Below are 16912 nucleotides of genomic sequence, written 5' to 3' on the forward strand. Positions count from 1 at the left end.
TTGTGCGGTACGTGGTGCCCGGCTGTCAGGGCCGGGCAGGGTCCGTCACGGCCGGGGTGGTCCGTCACGGCCGGGATGGTCCGGCTGTGCTCTCCCGGACCTGCAGCTTTGTGCGCAGCACCACGGTCTGGACCGGCGACACGCTGCCGTCCATGCGCTGGAGGAGGAGGTCGGCGGCGGTGCGCCCCAACTCGTACGAGGGCAGTTCGACCGCGGTGAGGGATGGCCGTACCAGCGACGCCCAGGGAACGTCACCGAAGGAGAGCACACCGACGTCGGGTGGGGTGCGGCCGGACTCGCGGAGGGCGTCCAAGACGCCGATGGTCATGAGGTTGTTGGCGACGAACACGGCATCGGGCGGCTCGGGCAGCGCCAGCAGTTCGCGCATCGCCGCGCGGCCGCCGTCCACCCGGAAGTCGGCATGCCGTACGTAGGTGTCGTCGGCCGCGGCCGCACCGCCCTGGGCGGCGCGCAACGCCGCGCGGTGGCCCGCGAGCCGTTCCTCGGAGGTGGAGACTCCTTCGGGCCCGGTGATGCAGGCGATCCTGTGGTAACCGGCCTTGAGCAGGTGGCGGGTGGCCACCTCGCCACCGTGGTGGTTGTCGACCCGGACCGCGTCCACCTCGGCGTCACGGGGCCGGCGGTCGACGGCGACCACGGGCACACGTCGGTCGGTCAGCGGCCCCAGATCCGTCTCGTCCTGGGACGCCGCCGCCACGATCACGCCCGCCATCTGCTCACCGAGAGCCACCTCCAGGTAGCGGCGCTCCTTGTCGGTGTCCTCGTCGGAGTTGCACAGGACCACGGAAAGGCTGGTGCGCTGTGCGGCGTCCTCGACGCCGCGGGCGAGCGAGGTGAAGAACGGGTTCTCGATGTCCGGGATGATCAGCGCGATCACACTGGACCGCTGCTTGCGCAGCGACCGCGCCACCCGGTTGGGAGCGAACCCGAGGGCCGCCGCGGCCTCTTGCACGGACAGGGCACGTGCCGGTGTGACCTTGCCGCCGTTGAAGACACGCGAGACGGTCGCCGGAGAGACACCGGCGGCTCGCGCCACGTCATGGATCGTCACCACGTGTGTCCGCGTCCTTTCACCGTGTACGGTCGCTCTTCAGCCTACCCTGCGGGTGAAAAGGATTTCACACCGGTATTGAGGGGGGTAGGGGGCCGGGGCTGTGAGCGGCGGGCGGCGAGGCGGCCGATGGACGAACACGCCCCCGCGGGCGGCGGGGGCGGTTCGTCCGGACGTCAGCGTTGCGGGTAGGAGGCGTTCCGGTGGGGGGTGGCCCCGTGAGTGGCGGTCCCGGGCCATGACGGCGGCGTATCAATGATGTGGCCGAGGAGATGCGGGGGCGCGGCACCGACCCCAGCCGCCTCGACCGCGTCCCAGTAGGCGTGCGCATGGGAGGCGTCGACCAGCCCGTGGTGGTCACGTCGCTCAGGTCGCGTCCGGTCGTGGCGAGCGCGGCGTGGACGGTCTTGACCACGGACACCGCTGTGGCGGCGTGGCCGGTGGTGACCGCCGTCGCCGCGTCGGTGGCGCGCACCACTTCGAATCCGTAGCCGGTCAACGCGGGGATCATGCCCGCCAGAGAGACACAGCGCGCCGAGGGAGGCGGCGTGGCTGACGGCACGGGCGGTGTGGCCGGTGAGCGCGCTCCCCGCGGCCAGTTCATCCGCGAACAGCGGCAGCGCGACGAACGCGGAGCGGCCCAGCGGTGTGCCGATCTCCTCCAGCAGGCGTGGACCGCCGTCCGGGAAGAGCAGGTCCCGCATGTGTTCGCGAGGCAGGTCCGCTTCCGGAATCCCGGCGAGCGCCGCCAGGTGCCCGGGGGCCGGGAGGTAGCCGATGAGCGCGGCGTCCGTACGGGACGTGCGCGGCGCCGGGGCGGGAGTAGGGCGCGGTTGCGGGTGCGGCGTGGCCGCCGGGGTGCCATGGGTCTCCGGCGAGCGCACCCGTTGCCGCTCCCGTGTCCGCGTCTCCGGCCGTCGCGTCCAATCGGCGGCGATCCACCTTGCCCGTGCCCGTGAGTGGCAGAGCGTCCAGGAACCGGAATCGGCTCGGCCGCGAGGTAGCCACCGGCGACGCACAGCGCCTCGTCCCGCAGCTCCGCGAACTTGCCCTCCTCCAGAGGGAGGTGCGGACGGAGCCGCGGGTTCCAGCCGGACGGCAATCCCTCACCTCCGCGATGACCCATCCCTCAATTTCAGCGTTCACGCCCTTCGCTCCCGGCCGCCGCCTCGGTGAGCCGGTCCACCACGGCCTGGTCGTGGGCCAGGCCGTGGTCCGCCCCTCGCTGAGCGCTCTCGCGAACAGCCACCGGGCCGCCGGGACCCACCGCGAGCGGCCGGTGTCTCAGGCGAACACCGACAGCAGCAGGGCCATCGCCAGGCCGAGCACACTGACCAGGGTCTGCACGGCGGTCTGGGTCTTGGTGGCCTGGGTGAGGTCCATTCCGAACGACTCCTTCACCAGCCAGAACCCCGCGTGGTTGACGTAGTTGAGGCCGAGCGAACCGGCGCCGATCGCGACCACGAGCAGGGACGCCTCCAGACCCCCGCCGTCGCCGATCAGCGGGGCCACGATGCCGGTGGCGGAGACGATGCCGACGGTGGCGGAGCCCGTGGTCAGCGACAGCAGCAGGGCGATGAGCCAGCCCAGCAGGATCACATTGATGTGGGCGCCCTCGGCGGCCGACGCGATGGCATCGCCGATGCCCGAGTCCTGAAGCACCTGCTTGAACGCCCCTCCCCCGCCGATGATGAGCAGAATGGCGGCGATGGACTTCAGGCTGTCCGTCAGGGAGGCACGGGTCTCCTCACCCGAACGGCCGGAGTGGCCGGAGTGGCCGGAGCGGGCGGAGCGGGCGGAGCCGACGATCGTCACTCCGAGGGCGAAGACGAAACCGGCGAGCATCGCCACCAGCGGTTCTCCGGCGAACACGAGCGCCGCGCCCAGCCCGCTCGACTCGTCCAGCGCCGTCTCGGCCAGGGTGCGCAGCAGCATCAGGACGACGGGCACCAGCACCGCCGCCACGGCCAGACCGGTGGGCACACCGGTCCGGCGGGGGACGTCCCCGCTCGCCTGTGCACCGGGCGCACCGGCTCCCGAGCCGACGGCCGGAGCGGGCTGACGCTCAGCCCCCGTGAACTGGGCCACCAGCTCGGCGTCCGGAGCGACATCGGGAAGCCGGGGCGCGATCCAGCGGGCGTAGACGGGACCGGCCAGGATGACGGTCGGCACGGCGCACACGATGCCGACGCCGAGGGTGAGGCCGAGGTCGGCGTGCAGACCGGTCATGGCGGTCAGCGGGCCGGGGTGGGGCGGCAGCATGCCGTGCAGGGTGGACAGCGAGGCGATGGCGGGCACACCGAGGAGCACGTACGGGCTGCCCTTGGTGCCGCCGTGTTCCTCCATCCTGCGGGCGACGCTGAAGATCAACGGCAGCAGCACGATCAGGCCCACCTCGAAGAACATGGGCACACCGATGACGAACGCCGCCGCGCCCACCAGCCAGGGCAGCCTGCGGGGCTCGGCGCGGGCGACGAGGGCGCGGGCGATGGCGTCGGTGGCGCCCGAGTCGGACAGCAGACGGCCGAGCATGGCGCCCAGGGCGAGGGTGACGCCCACGTCGCCGAGGGTGCCGCCGGCGCCCTCCTCGATGGAGCCGGCGAGTTTCGCGACGGGCTCCCCGGCCGCTATCCCCGTGCCCACGCTGACCAGGATCAACGCGACGAACGGATGGACCCGCAGCCGGGAGTTGATGAGATAGATCAGGGCTGCGATCGCCACCGTGAGGATGAGCAGCAGCCACCAGGTGTGTGCGGTCATGCGGCGCCTTTCCAGGACATAGGGGTTCGTACCAGGGCATGCGGGGGGTTCGTACGCCACCCGGGCATGGGTGGGTCAGGGGGTGGGGGTGGTGTGGTTCAACGGCGAGAAGGGCGTGCGGCGGCCGCCCCGGCGGAGTGTTCGGTCAGTCCAGTCCCAGGTGTCCGACCAGCTCCGCCACGGTCTTGTCCTGCCGGGCCAGATACGTGGCGAAGGCGCCACCGGTGGTGAACGCGTCGGTCCAGCCGTGGCGGGTGAGCTCGGCCTTCCACTGCCGGGAGGTGTGCAGCGCGGTCAGCACCTCGATCCAGCGTTCGCGGTCCGCGGAGCTGATGCCGGGCGGGGCGACGATCCCCCGCCAGTTGTCGAAGACCAGGTCGATCCCGGCCGCCTTCAGCGTCGGCACCCCGGGCAGCGCGGCCACGGGCCGGTCGCTGGTGACCGCGAGCACCCTGAGCTGCCCGGCCGCGATCTGGTCGAGGAACTCGCCGATGCCGCTGGTGGCGAAGTCGACCCGGCCGTCCAGCAGGGCGGGCAGCAGATCGCCGCCACCGCCGTCGTAGGCGTCGTAGCGCACCGTCTTCGGCTGGATGCCGACGGCGCGGGCCAGCGCCATGGGCAGCAGGTGGTCCGGGCCGCCCAGTGAGGAGCCGCCACCGACCGTGACGTCCCCCGGGTGCTTCCGCCACCCGGCGACCAGGTCCGCGACGGTGCGGTACGGCGAGTCCTCGCGGACCACCACCGCCTCGGGCTCCTCGATCAGGCGGGCGATCGGGGTGGTCCGCGCCACGGTCACCTTCGCGTGGGCGACATGTGACGCGCCCAGCACGCCGAGGCCCATCTGGAGGGCGAGCCGCCCGTTGCCCCGCTCGTCCACGGTGCGCTGGAGACCGACGGTGCCACCCGCCCCGGGCAGGTTGAACACCTCCGTGCCGGAGGTGGTCCCGGTCTCCTCCAGCACCCGGGCCACGGTCCGGGCCGTGGTGTCGTAGCCGCCGCCGGGTGTGTTCGGCACCAGGATCCGCAGCCCGTCGCCCCCAGTGTCCCCGGTGCCCGGCCAGGTGCCACAGGCGCCGACGAGCAGGGACAGCACAGCGGCCAGGACGCCGGACAGGGCGCGGACGCGGGTGCGGGTGCCGGTGGTGCCGGTGCGGCGTCTCATGGACCTCCCTTTCGCTTCCCCTACGGCGGACGCCATGATTGTGCGGCCTGGTGGACAATGCGCCCAGGTTGTGTCAGCAGGAGAGATTGAGTTCATTGTGGTCGCCGCGTTCCGTCGCCAAACGCTCGCGGGCGAGATGCTGCTCCTCCAGCTCGCCATCGTCGTGGTGGTGCTGATGGCGGTGGCGGCGGTCTCGCTCGCGCAGTCGGAGGCCACCTTCAACCGGGTGGAGGGCCGCCGGGTCGGTGCGCTCGCCGAGCAGCTGGCCGCCCAGCCGCTGGTGCGCAGCCGGCTGGTGGGGCCCTCGCCGGCGGAGGCGCTGGCCCCGCTGGTGTACTCGGCGCGGGTGCAGTCGCGGGTGACGTCCGTCACGGTGGCCGACCGCCACGGGCGCGTCGTCAGCTCGACGAATCCCACCGTGCTCGGCGACCGGCTGCCCCTGGGCGAGGGGGTGGGCGCGGGCCGTGGCTGGTCGGGCACGCTGGACTGGGACGGCAGCCGGGAGCTGGTGGCACAGGTGCCGGTGCTCGGCGCGACGGGGGACGACCTGGGGCGGCATCTGGGCACCGTCATGATCGGCGAGGCGTCTCCCACGGTGTGGCAGCGGCTGAGCGGCGCGTCCTCGTATCTGCCCGTCTATCTCGGCGTGGCCAGCGCGCTCGGCGTCGTCGGCTCCTGGCTGCTCGCCCGGCGCGTCAAACGGCAGACGCTGGGCCTGGAGCCGCGTGAGATCACCGGGCTGGCCGAGCACCGCGAGGCGATGCTGTACGGCATCGCCGAGGGCGTCGTCGCCCTCGACCCGCAGCACCGGGTGACCCTCGTCAACGACATGGGCAGGCGGCTGCTGGACCTGCCCGAGGACTGTGTCGGCCGCAACCTGGCCGAGCTCGGCATCGAGGGACGGCTGCTGGACGTCCTGGCCGGGGCGCGGAAGGAATCGGCGGACCCGAAGGACGAGGTCGTGGTCCGGCACGGCAGGGTCCTGGTCATGAACCGGATGACCGTGGTCAAGGACGGACGGCCGCTCGGGTCCGTCACCACCCTGCGGGACCGCACCGAGCTGGCGAGGCTGGAGCGCGAGATCGGCTCCTTCCGCTCCACCTCAGAGCTGCTGCGCGCGCAGACCCACGAGTTCGCCAACCAGCTGCACACCATCTCCGGGCTGATCCAGATCGGCGAGCAGGAGGAGGTGGTGCGCTACATCCGGGCGCTGAACCAGCGCCGCCAGTCGCTCGACATGTCCATCGGCCGCCGGGTCCGGGACACCGCCATCGCCGCGCTGCTGATGGCGAAGGCGTCCCAGGCCGCCGAGCGGAAGGTGGCCCTGCGCCTGTCGGACCGCACCGCGCTGGACCGGCTGACCCCCGAGGACGCCGCCGATGTGGCGACCGTGGTCGGCAACCTGGTCGACAACGCCATCGACGCCGCCACGTCCGAGCACGGCGGTGAGAACAAGGATGGCGGCGGGGACGGCGACGAACCGTGGGTGGAGGTCGAGCTGCGCCAGGACCACACCAGTGTGGAGATCGTGGTGCGCGACTCCGGCCCCGGCGTCGCCCCCGGACTCGCCCAGGAGGTCTTCGCCCACGGCTTCACCACCAAGGCCGCCCGGGAGGGCGAGCGCGGCATCGGACTCGCGCTCACCCGGCTCGTCTGCGAGCGCCGCGGTGGCGAGATCGCGGTGACCAACACCAGCCAGGGCGCGATGTTCAGCGCCCGCATGTCCGTCAGCCACCCCGCCGACGCGGTGGCGGAAGGAGCGACCCGATGACCGAGTCGGCCGGCACGATCGATGTGCTCGTCGTGGACGACGACTTCATGGTGGCGCGCGTCCACCGCACCTTCGTGGAGCGGGTGGCACCGTTCCGCGTCGTCGGCACCGCCCACACCGGCGAGCAGGCGATCGAGGCGGTCGACGCGCTCCGGCCCGACCTGGTCCTGCTCGACCTCTATCTGCCGGACCTCTTCGGCCTGGACGTCATCCCCCGGCTGCGCACCGCCGGGCACGACTGCGACGTCATGGTGATCACCGCGGCCCGGGAGGCCGACGCGGTGCGCGGCGCCGTCCGCCAGGGTGTGGTCGACTACCTCCTCAAGCCCTTCGACTACGAGGATCTCCAGCCCCGCCTGGAACGCTATGCGACCCAGCGCGGGCGGCTGCTCACCACGGTCGTCCGTGGCCAGGCGGATGTGGACCGCGTCCTGGCCGGGGCGTTCGCGCCCCCGGCGGGCGGCGCCCTCCCGAAGGGCCTGAGCGTGGAGACCGCCCAGCTCGTCGAGCGCGCCCTCCGCGAGGCGGACGGCACCGTCTCCGCCGCCGAGGCGGCCACCGCCATCGGCATCTCCCGGGTCAGCGCCCGTCGCTACCTGGAGTACTTCCACGCCACCGGCCACGCCGACGTCTCCCTGCGCTACGGCACCGCCGGCCGTCCGGAGCGCCGCTACAGCCGGCGGGCGTAGCTCCGCCGACGGGTCCGCGCGTCGGCTCGTACCGGGCCGGGAGGGGTCCTCCCGCCCGGTCAGCCGCGGCGAGCGGCCGATCGCGAGCGGCACCCCTCCCGCTGAGCCGAGGGGCAGTCGGCCGGTGGGCCCGGACACGGCGCCGGGCCCACCGGTCAACGACGGTCAGGGCTTGCGGGCCACCGCTCCGTACATCGCGATGTCCTCGTCCTTGATGTCCTCGGTGACGGTGGCGTCCGGGCGCCACTTGTGGACCTGCGTGAGACCGGGCTCGACCAGCTCGAGGCCGTCGAAGAACCGCTCGGCCTCGGCCTCGGTGCGCAGCCGCATGGGCATGTCGCGGGCCGCGTACTCACGGGCGACCCGGGCCACCTCGTCCGGCGCGAAATCGGCGGTGCCGATGGACATCGCCAGGTAGCTGCCGGAGGGCAGCGGTTCCAGCAGGCGGTTGACGATTCCGTAGGCGTCGTCCTTGTCCAGGACGAAGTGCACGATGGCGATCACCGTCAGGGCGACCGGCCGGGTCAGGTCGAGGGTCTCGCGGAGTTCGGGAGCCTCCAGGATGGTGGCGGGCTCGCACATGTCCGCTTCGACATAGGCGGTCCTGCCCTCCGGCGTGCTGGCGAGCAGGCCCTGGGAGAGCGTGAGAACGATGGGGTCGTTGTCCACGTAGACAACCCGGGAGTCCGGGGCCACCGCCTGGGCGATCTCATGGAGGTTGGGCGAGGTCGGGATGCCGGTGCCGATGTCGAGGAACTGCCGGATGTCCGCCTCCTCGGCCAGATAGCGCACGGCCCGGTTCATGAAGTCGCGGTTGGCCCGCATGTGGATCGGCAGGGCGGGCCACTCGCGGGACATGGCGATGCCCGCTTCCTTGTCCGCCGGGTAGTAGTCCTTACCGCCGAGGATGTAGTCGTAGATACGTGCCGAATGCGCGCTCTCGGTGTCGATGCGGTCGGCCGACCATCCGTTGTCGCTCAAGGCGTCCTCTCCCAGTGGATCGTCAGTTCACTGTCGGTGTGGCCCCCGGTCGCGCGGGCCGGGACGGGCCCGCGCGACCGGGAAGGATGCGGTGCCGTGGCGACTAGCAGAGGAAGTCGGCGTCGCCGGCCTTCACACCCGCCAGAAACCGGGTCATCTCGTTCGTGGTGAAAACCAGTGCGGGGCCGTCCGGGTCGGTCGACTGACGCAGCGCCACCCGCCCGTCGTGCAGCTTCTTGGCTTCGACGCAGGCGCCCCCGGCGTCGTCGCTCCACGGCTTGGACCAGCCCATGGTGCCGAGGTCGTGGGAGGGCATGTCGCCGCGTATGTGGTGGTGCACTTCAGAGCTCCTTGCGAATTGCGCCGAGGACGGCCTCGGTTTTCCTGGCGGGCACCGACTGGGCGCCCATCCGGTCCAGGACCTCGCGATACACCACCACGTCTTCCTCCTTGTCCAGATACACCGCGCCAACCAGGCCGCTGAGGTAGACGATGTCGGGCAACTCCGGAGCCCTGAACCGGAAGACATGGAACGCACCGGCCCGCATGGCCGGATGCGGGCCGCTCCCGAACGGCATGATCTGCACGGTCACCTGGGGAAGGGCGCTGACCTCGATCAGGTGGTCGATCTGGGCGCGCATCACGGCCGGGCCCCCGACCGGCCACCTCAGCACCGTCTCGTCCATCACGACCCACAGCCGGGGAGGGGATTCCCGGGACAGCAGTTCCTGGCGCTGCATGCGCAGGGCGACCCGGCGCTCGGTGGCCTCCGACGGAGCGTGCGGGTTTCCGGCGCTGAGCAGCGCACGGGCGTAGTCCTCGGTCTGCAGCAGCCCGTGGACGAACTGCGCCTCGTAGGCGCGGATCTGAAGCGCCGCCTGCTCCAGGTTCAGATACGCGGCGAACCAGTCCGGCATCACATCGCGGTAGGTGTGCCACCAGCCGCGCTTGTTGGCCTCGCGCACCGACTTCAGGAAGGTGTCGAGCTCATGCCGGTCGGTGATGCCGTACGTCTGGAGCAGCTTCTCCACGTCCGCGAGCCTGAGCCGGGCCACCTTGGCGGCTTCCATCCTGCGGATCGTGGAGTGGCTGACCCCGATCGCCGCGCCCGCCTGGTCGTAGGTCAGGCCGGCGCGCGTCCGCAGCTCCTCCAGCTGCCTGCCGAGGATCATGCGGAGGACAGAGGGGGCACCGCCCCATGCGGTTTCCGCCGCCAACGCTCTACCTCCCCACACCGGGCTACGGCTGCAGTCTGTCACGGTCGCCGGCCGCGCGAACGGCATCCCCCCGATGGCAACTTGCAATTTTCAACTTACCGCTTGCAAGTCGTTCGTTGCACCTGTCACAGTGGTCACACCGTCCGATCACGGTGGGAACGCTTGCGTGGGTACGTCCGTAGGCACTGCGCAGTGCGGGAACGGCACGGTCATGATGCGCAGGCAGACGAAAGGCGGCCGCTCGTGGCTCCCCTCGCCCTTCCCCTGACTCCCCTTCGGACGTCCCGGGAGCAGGACACCCACCCGGGATGTGCCGTACGGCTTCCGGCCACCGCCTCCTCGGTGAGCACGGTCCGCGCGGCCGTGCGCGAGCGGCTGCGCGCCTGGGGCGTGAGCGCCCCGGTGTGCGACGACGCGCTCCTCGTGGTCTCCGAGCTGGTCACCAACGTGGTCACGCACACGGGCAGCGATCACCTGGAGTGCAGGCTGAGCATCGGCGCGGGACTGCTGCGCCTCGAGGTCGAGGACGAGATCCGGGCCCACACCCTCCCCGCGCCCCGCACCCCGGACCCCGATGAGCACTGCGGACGAGGGCTTCTGCTGGTCGGCGCGGTGAGCAGCGCCTGGGGCTTCAGGGACGCCCCGCACGGGCCGGGGCGGATCGTATGGGCCGAGCTGCCGTCGCGCACGGAAGAGTGTCACTGACTCATGGACCGACATTTTGTTGCCCCCGAGGTGACTGAGGCACATGAGATGCCTGAGGCCCCGTCACTCGGCGCGGCGCGCCTCTGGCGAGGCCACCGCGGGCGCCTGCGCCTCCCCGACGGACTGCGCGCCAGGCTGGGATACGACGCGGTCGGGATGCCCGCGGACATCGGCAGGCGGGTCATGAAGTGTCTGCCCCGCATCGGCTGTGTCTTCGCCGACGACCAGCGATGGTGGTGGATCGTGCCGTCGGGGTCGAACATCGACGTCGCCTGGCCGCTGTTCACCAGCTATGCGGTCGGGGCGCGGATGACCGGCCTGAGCGGCGAGCACTCCGGGCGCTCCCGCCTCCCCCGCCTGATCCACCACCCCCAGGACGACTCGCCGTACACACCGCCGATTCCGCTGTACTTCATGACCTGTCATATCGCGGGCATCCAACCCAGCTGGTCACCGGGGGACGCCTCCGGGCCACCCCGAGCGATCTAGGGTCCTCCCGCGCGCTGCCGCTCCGCACGAGAGCCTGCCTGGCCGACAACGTTGTCCCAAGGTATGGACAAACACTGGAGTGAGTGCTCTGGTAATGCGTGCAGCAAGTGTTCCCTGTGGAAGAGTTCCGCCGCTCTCCGGGCGGCGGCGCCAACCGGACCATGGAGCAGCAGCGTGCTGAGACACTTGTTCCTCCGCTTCCCCTCCCTCCTCCGCCCAAGACGGACCTGGCGGCGGCGCGTGGCCGCCGCCGTGGTCCCCGCGCTGGCCGCCACCGGTCTGCTCGTCTCCGGCGCCGGCCCCTCCCACGCCGCGCAGGCATGGGATCCCAAACCCTCCCCCATGACGACCCCGTGGACGAACCAGGTCCCGGTCGACAACCCCCTGCCGGAGTATCCGCGCCCGCAGCTCACCCGGCCCGACTGGGCCTTGCTGAACGGGATATGGGATTTCGCGGTCACCTCCCGCGACGCCGGACAGCCGGCCACGTTCGGTGAGCAGATCCGGGTGCCGTTCGCGCCCGAGTCCGCGCTCTCCGGCGTCCAGCGCAAGATCACCCAGAATGACAAGCTCTGGTACAAGCGCACCTTCACGGTCCCCTCCGGCTGGAACGGCCGCCGCGTCCAGCTCAACTTCGGCGCGTCCGACTGGGAGACGACGGTCTGGGTCAACGGCAGGCAGGCGGGCGCCGCCCACCGCGGCGGCTACGACGCCTTCTCCTACGACATCACGCCCCTGTTGAACGGCGGCGGCAACACCATCGTCATCTCCGTGTACGACCCCACCGAGACCGGCGGTCAGGCCATCGGCAAGCAACGCGTCCAGGACGTCACCCCGCACCCCGGCAGGAGCATCGTCTACACCGCCTCGTCGGGGATCTGGCAGACCGTCTGGCTGGAGCCCACCGCCCCCGCGCACATCACCCGCCTGGACCTGGTCCCGCGCCTGGAGGACAACACCCTGCGCGTCACGGTGCGCGGCGCCGGAGGAGCGGACGGCGCGGGCGTCAAGGTCACGGTCTCCAGCGGCGGTACGACGGTCGGGAGCACCACCGGCACGGTGGGCGGCGAGCTCTCCGTGCCGGTGCCGAACGCCCACCTGTGGACGCCGGAGGACCCGTTCCTGTACGACGTCACGGCCGAGCTGACCGGCGGCGCCGGAGCCGACAAGGTCGGCAGCTACACCGGCATGCGGTCGATCGCGGTGAAGGACGTGGGCGGGGTCCGGCGTCCGGTGCTCAACGGCACGTATCTCTTCCAGACCGGCACCCTGGACCAGGGCTACTGGCCGGACGGCATCTACACCGCCCCCACCGACGAGGCCCTCAAGTACGACCTGCGGAAACACAAGGACCTGGGCTTCAACATGGTCCGCAAGCACATCAAGGTCGAGCCGCAGCGGTGGTTCTACTGGGCGGACCGGCTCGGGCTGCTGGTGTGGCAGGACATGCCCTCGATGGACAGCGGCAAGACCCCGGGCACCGCGGCCCGCGCCCAGTGGGAGAGCGAGTACCGCGCCATCATCGACCAGCACCGCAGCTCGCCCGCGCTCATCCAGTGGGTGGACCAGAACGAGGGCTGGGGCCAGTACGACCAGGCCCGCATCGCGGACATGGTCAAGGCGTACGACCCCTCGCGCCTCGTGGACAACATGAGCGGCGTCAACTGCTGCGCCGCCAAGGACGGCGGCAACGGCGACGTCGTCGACAACCACAACTACGTCGGGCCCGGCAACACCCCGGCGGAGTCGGTGCGCGCCTCGGTGCTCGGGGAGTACGGGGGCCTGGGCTACCGGGTGCCCGGCCACGAGTGGTATCCGGGCGGCGGGTTCAGCTACGAGGACCAGCCGACCACCTCGGCGCTCAACAACCGGCTCATCGGTCTGCTCGACGGGATCCGGGAGAACGCCATGCCCGCGGGCGGCCTGTCGGCCTCCGTCTACACCCAGATCACGGACGTGGAGAACGAGGCCAACGGGCTGATGTCCTACGACCGGCAGGTGGTCAAGGTCGACCAGGCCCGGGTACGGGCCGCCAACCAGGCCCTCATCGCGGCCTCCCGGTCGGCCGGCGCCACCGTGAAACTGCCCGTCGGGCAGAACGTGTCGATCCGGGTCACCACCCCCGGCTACACCGACCGCTACATCCGCCACTACGACGGGCTGGGCTTCACCGAGGTGGTGAACGCGGCCGGCGCCGACCTGCTGAAGCGGGACGCCACCTGGACGGTCAGGCAGGGGCTTGCCAACAAGCTCTGCTACTCCTTCGAGTCCCGCAACTACCCCGGTGAGTATCTGCGCCACCGCGACTTCCGCGTCCGGCGCGAGGCGGGCGACGGCTCCACCGTCTCCAAGGAGGACGCCACCTGGTGCCCGACCCAGGGCAGCGGTGGCATCCGGATGTCGGCCGCCAACTTCCCCGGGCAGTATCTGCGGCACATCAACGCCGAGCTGTGGCTGGCCCAGTCCGGCGGCGCCCACGCCTGGGACAACCCGGCCGGCTTCACCGAGGACACCACCTGGGCGATCGAGCCGCCCTGGGCTCCCTGACCGACCGCCGCGGGCCCTGACCGACGGCCCGCACCCTCCGGCGGCCGCCCCCGCGCGGGCGGCCGCCCTTCTCTCCTCCCCCACGCATCTGCGCACGGCCCCCCACGGAAAGGCGGGTACGTCATGTCAGCGCGGCTCCACCGTGTCCTGCACGGACTCCTGACCCTGGCCATCGCCCTGGCCGGTCTCGTCGCCCTCCCCACGCCGTCCCGTGCCGCGACCCCGGTCTGCGCGCTGGCGTGCGACACCCTCGACCCCTCGAAGGCGCAGCGCGACACCTTCCCCGTGCCGAAGGTGAACCTGGGCGGCCGGATCCTGAAGTTGCACGTCTCCGACCCCGACTCCATGGCCTGGGCCAGCATCGACAACGGTGTGACGGGCGACGCGGTCTGGCTCGACCGGTCCTGGGACCGGGGCGCCACCTGGGAGGGCCTGCTCGGCAAGGCGAGCATCCCGGGCACCTGGACCGGCACCCGCACGCTGATGTACAACCTCACCGACCCGGTGGGCCACCGCCGCGGCTGGATCCGCGCCTGCGGTGACGCCGCCGGTGTCACCTGCACCGACTGGGTCTACCCGAAGGTGTGCGACGGCGCGTTCTGCGACGGCGCCGACCCCGCCACCGCGGCGGGCGACGACCGCCCGGTGCCCGCCACCACCCTGTTCGGGCGCACCATCAGCCTCCATGTCGACCAGAAGAATTCGATGGCGTGGGGCGTCATCGAAGGCGGTGGCACGGGCGACGAGATCTGGCTCGACCGCTCCTGGGACACCGGCGCCACCTGGCCCGAGGGCTCCTCCCTCGGCCGTACGGGCGTGGCGTCGGGCAAGACCTCGACACGGACGGCCATGTTCGCCACCCGGGATCCGCGCGGGCTGATGTTCGGCGGCGCGGTCCGGGCGTGCGGCCGTGAGGCGAGCCACCAGGAGGGCAGTTGCACGGCCTGGGTCAGGCCCGCGCCGAGCCGGGCGCGCGCCGCGGCGGACGCGCTGATGGCGTCGTACCACCCGTACGAGGGCTGGTGGCGCAGCAGTTGGTGGAACTCGGCCGTCGCGGTCACCTCGCTCATCGACTTCGCCGAGCGCACCGGGCGGCACGACTACGACTGGGCCATCGCCCGCACCTTCGAGCAGAACCGCGGCACCTTCGCCCCGGGTGAGCGCGGCTCCGACGCGGTGGAGGGCCACTTCATCAGCCGCGCCATCGACGACGCGGCCTGGTGGGGCGTGGCCTGGCTGGCCGCGTACGACCACACCCATGAGCGGCGCTACCTGGACGAGGCGGTCACCATCGCCACCTACGTCCACCAGTACTGGGACACCGGCACCTGCGGCGGCGGTGTGTGGTGGGACCGGGAGCGCACCTACAAGAACGCCGTGACCAACGGGCTGTACCTGTGGCTGACCACGTCACTGCACCGGCGGATCTCCGGCGACACCGTGTGGGGCGACCGGGCGGCCACGGCCGCGACCTGGTACCTCAACAGCGGGTTGATCAACAGCGCGGGCCTGGTCAACGACGGGCTCACCGCCGACTGCCGCAACAACTCCCAGACCGTGTGGAGCTACAACCAGGGCCTCGCCATCGGTGCCTTCACCCAACTGTGGCGGTCCACCGGCAACGCCCGGTACCTGGACACCGCCCGCCGTCTGGCGGACGCCGCGACCACCTCGGCGGCGCTGACCCGCGACGGCGTGCTGACCGAGTCCTGCGACACCGGCGGCAACGCCTGCGACGACAACCAGAAGCAGTTCAAGGGCATCTTCATGCGCCACTTCGCCGACCTCGCGGACGCCACCGGATCCGCCGCCTACCGGGCGTACGTCAAGAAGCAGGCCGACTCGATCTGGGCCACCGACCGCGACCCCCTCAACCGGCTCGGGCAGCGCTGGGCGGGCACCACCCCCAACCAGGTGGACTGGCGCACCCAAGCCAGTGCCCTCGGCGCGCTGACGGCCGCGGACGGCCTGTGACGCCTCCCCACGAACCGGCCAACCGCCACCCCGCGCCCCACGAGCCGTACTCGCATCGACGCAAGGAAGCGCCCATGAGCCCTCGCACCACCCGCCGCCACGCGGCGCTGCTCACCGCCCTGCTCGCCGTCCTGTGGGGCCTGGTCTCCGCCCCGCCCGCCGCCACGGCGGCCCCGCACGCCGCCGCGGGCACCTTCCGCAACCCCCTCAACACCGGCCCCGACCCGTTTCTGACCACCTGGAACGGCACCTACTACCTCACCACCACACAGGGCGACAGCATCCGGATGTGGCGCTCCTCCTCCCTGGGCACCCTGCTCGGCGCCGACCCCGTCACCGTGTGGACGGACACCGACGGCTCCCGCAACCAGCACATCTGGGCACCGGAGTTCTACCGCTTCGGCAACCGCTGGTACCTCTACTACACCGCCGACGACGGGGTCGACGACCACCACCGGCTCTATGTGCTGGAGTCCGACCGCGACGACCCGGCCGGTCCCTACCACTTCAAGTCCCGTCTGACGCCGCCCAACCACGCCGCCGACTTCGCCATCGACCCCGGCATCCTCGAGCACGACGGGCGCCTCTACCTCGCCTATTCCGGCATCAACCAGTACCAGCACAACGGCCTCAACCTCGCCCCGATGTCCAACCCGTACACCGTCTCGGGCAACGCGGTCGCCATCAACGCGGCCGGCGGCTGCCCGGAGGTGCGCGAGGGCCCCGAGTTCCTCTACCGCGACGGCCGCACCTGGATGACGTACTCCACCTGCGACACGGGCAAGCCGGACTACCAGGTCTGGATGATGTCCCTGCCGTCCGGCGCCGACCCGCTCGTGCCCGGCAACTGGACCCAGCACTCCGGCCCGGTGTTCTCCCGCGCCGACGACCACGGCGTCTACGGCCCAGGCCACCACGCGTTCTTCCGCTCACCCGACGGCACCGAGGACTGGATCGTCTACCACGCCAAGACCACGTCGGTGAACACCTACACCAACCGCACCACCCGCGCCCAGAAGATCACCTGGAACGCCGACGGCAGCCCGAACCTGGGCCGCCCGCTCGCCATGGGCGCCACCCAGGACCTGCCGTCCGGCGACCCGGGGGCGGGCACCTACTGGATCAATGACGACGGCCGGTCCAGCGGCGACGGAAGCGTGTCGTACACGGGCACCTGGAACTCGGGGACCGGCTGCGCCACCCAGTGCTTCTGGAGCGACGACCACTGGAGCGACCGGGCGGGCAACACCGCCGCCTTCTCCTTCACCGGCACCCGGATCGCCCTGCTGTCGGTCCGCGACACCGGCAACGGCATCGCCGCCCTCAGCATCGACGGCGGCCCCGAGCAACGCGTGGACTTCTACGGCGCGATCCGCACCGGCGAAACCCTGCAGTACCTCAGTCCCCGGCTCCCCTCCGGCCGGCACACCCTGCGCATCCGGGTGACCGGCGAGCACAACGCCCAGTCGGGCGCCTCGTTCGTGAGCGTGGACCGCGCCGAGGTGTACACCCGCTGACACCCGGCACATCCGCGGCCCCCGCCCG

The 16912-nt window shown here is 71.6% G+C and carries 13 protein-coding genes and 1 pseudogene; 7 read left to right on the forward strand and 7 right to left on the reverse strand.

Going from position 1 to position 16912, the window contains the following annotated elements; genetic code table 11:
- Nucleotides 1-64: 64 nt before the first annotated feature.
- The 4 genes and pseudogenes from ACZ6TD_RS08690 to ACZ6TD_RS08705 all read right to left on the reverse strand — a co-directional run bounded on the left by ACZ6TD_RS08690 (nucleotide 65) and on the right by ACZ6TD_RS08705 (nucleotide 4994).
- Nucleotides 65-1075, reverse strand: a complete 1011-nt coding sequence (locus ACZ6TD_RS08690; RefSeq protein WP_471352232.1) for a LacI family DNA-binding transcriptional regulator — start codon at nucleotides 1073-1075, stop codon at nucleotides 65-67.
- A 352-nt stretch (nucleotides 1076-1427) separates the two neighbouring features.
- Nucleotides 1428-1869, reverse strand: a pseudogene (locus ACZ6TD_RS08695) (condensation domain-containing protein); the annotation flags it as partial.
- Between the two features lie 487 nt (nucleotides 1870-2356).
- Nucleotides 2357-3832 (reverse strand): GntP family permease, encoded by a 1476-nt coding sequence (locus ACZ6TD_RS08700; protein ID WP_471352235.1) that lies wholly within the window; start codon nucleotides 3830-3832, stop codon nucleotides 2357-2359.
- A 145-nt stretch (nucleotides 3833-3977) separates the two neighbouring features.
- Nucleotides 3978-4994, reverse strand: a complete 1017-nt coding sequence (locus tag ACZ6TD_RS08705) for a Bug family tripartite tricarboxylate transporter substrate binding protein (protein ID WP_471352238.1) — start codon at nucleotides 4992-4994, stop codon at nucleotides 3978-3980.
- A gap of 97 nt (nucleotides 4995-5091) precedes the next feature.
- Here ACZ6TD_RS08705 and ACZ6TD_RS08710 point away from each other — a divergent pair, with 97 nt between their 5' ends.
- Both ACZ6TD_RS08710 and ACZ6TD_RS08715 read left to right on the forward strand, forming a co-directional pair.
- Complete coding sequence (locus tag ACZ6TD_RS08710; RefSeq protein WP_471357565.1) at nucleotides 5092-6765, forward strand: sensor histidine kinase; 1674 nt, start codon at nucleotides 5092-5094, stop codon at nucleotides 6763-6765.
- On the forward strand, nucleotides 6762-7454 hold the full coding sequence (locus tag ACZ6TD_RS08715; protein WP_138916359.1) for a response regulator: 693 nt from the start codon (nucleotides 6762-6764) through the stop codon (nucleotides 7452-7454). The genes ACZ6TD_RS08710 and ACZ6TD_RS08715 overlap by 4 nt, the downstream gene beginning before the upstream one ends.
- Before the next feature lie 165 nt (nucleotides 7455-7619).
- On the opposite strand, the gene ACZ6TD_RS08720 is transcribed toward ACZ6TD_RS08715, so the two are convergent.
- The 3 genes from ACZ6TD_RS08720 to ACZ6TD_RS08730 all read right to left on the reverse strand — a co-directional run bounded on the left by ACZ6TD_RS08720 (nucleotide 7620) and on the right by ACZ6TD_RS08730 (nucleotide 9652).
- Complete coding sequence (locus ACZ6TD_RS08720; protein WP_471352241.1) at nucleotides 7620-8435, reverse strand: SAM-dependent methyltransferase; 816 nt, start codon at nucleotides 8433-8435, stop codon at nucleotides 7620-7622.
- A 103-nt stretch (nucleotides 8436-8538) separates the two neighbouring features.
- Complete coding sequence (locus ACZ6TD_RS08725) at nucleotides 8539-8751, reverse strand: DUF397 domain-containing protein (RefSeq protein WP_470010933.1); 213 nt, start codon at nucleotides 8749-8751, stop codon at nucleotides 8539-8541.
- Between the two features lie 25 nt (nucleotides 8752-8776).
- Nucleotides 8777-9652 carry a helix-turn-helix domain-containing protein gene (locus ACZ6TD_RS08730; protein ID WP_256651470.1) on the reverse strand — a complete coding sequence of 292 codons (876 nt, stop codon included), beginning with the start codon at nucleotides 9650-9652 and terminating at the stop codon, nucleotides 8777-8779.
- Nucleotides 9653-9895: 243 nt separating this feature from the next.
- Between ACZ6TD_RS08730 and ACZ6TD_RS08735 the strand changes: the two genes are divergently transcribed.
- The 5 genes from ACZ6TD_RS08735 (at nucleotide 9896) to ACZ6TD_RS08755 (ending at nucleotide 16884) form a co-directional block, all read left to right on the forward strand.
- On the forward strand, nucleotides 9896-10357 hold the full coding sequence (locus ACZ6TD_RS08735; RefSeq protein WP_471352245.1) for an ATP-binding protein: 462 nt from the start codon (nucleotides 9896-9898) through the stop codon (nucleotides 10355-10357).
- A gap of 48 nt (nucleotides 10358-10405) precedes the next feature.
- Nucleotides 10406-10846 carry a hypothetical protein gene (locus ACZ6TD_RS08740; protein ID WP_471352247.1) on the forward strand — a complete coding sequence of 147 codons (441 nt, stop codon included), beginning with the start codon at nucleotides 10406-10408 and terminating at the stop codon, nucleotides 10844-10846.
- 252 nt (nucleotides 10847-11098) lie between these two features.
- Nucleotides 11099-13393 (forward strand): AbfB domain-containing protein, encoded by a 2295-nt coding sequence (locus ACZ6TD_RS08745; protein ID WP_471357567.1) that lies wholly within the window; start codon nucleotides 11099-11101, stop codon nucleotides 13391-13393.
- Nucleotides 13394-13516: 123 nt separating this feature from the next.
- Entirely contained in the window at nucleotides 13517-15367 is a 1851-nt protein-coding gene (locus ACZ6TD_RS08750) for a glycoside hydrolase family 76 protein (protein WP_471352250.1), read from the forward strand.
- Nucleotides 15368-15441: 74 nt separating this feature from the next.
- The gene (locus tag ACZ6TD_RS08755; protein ID WP_471352253.1) at nucleotides 15442-16884 is read left to right on the forward strand and encodes a family 43 glycosylhydrolase; all 1443 of its coding nucleotides are present in this window, start codon (nucleotides 15442-15444) and stop codon (nucleotides 16882-16884) included.
- The last annotated feature ends 28 nt before the right edge of the window (nucleotides 16885-16912 follow it).

Source organism: Streptomyces yongxingensis (genome assembly GCF_055597465.1).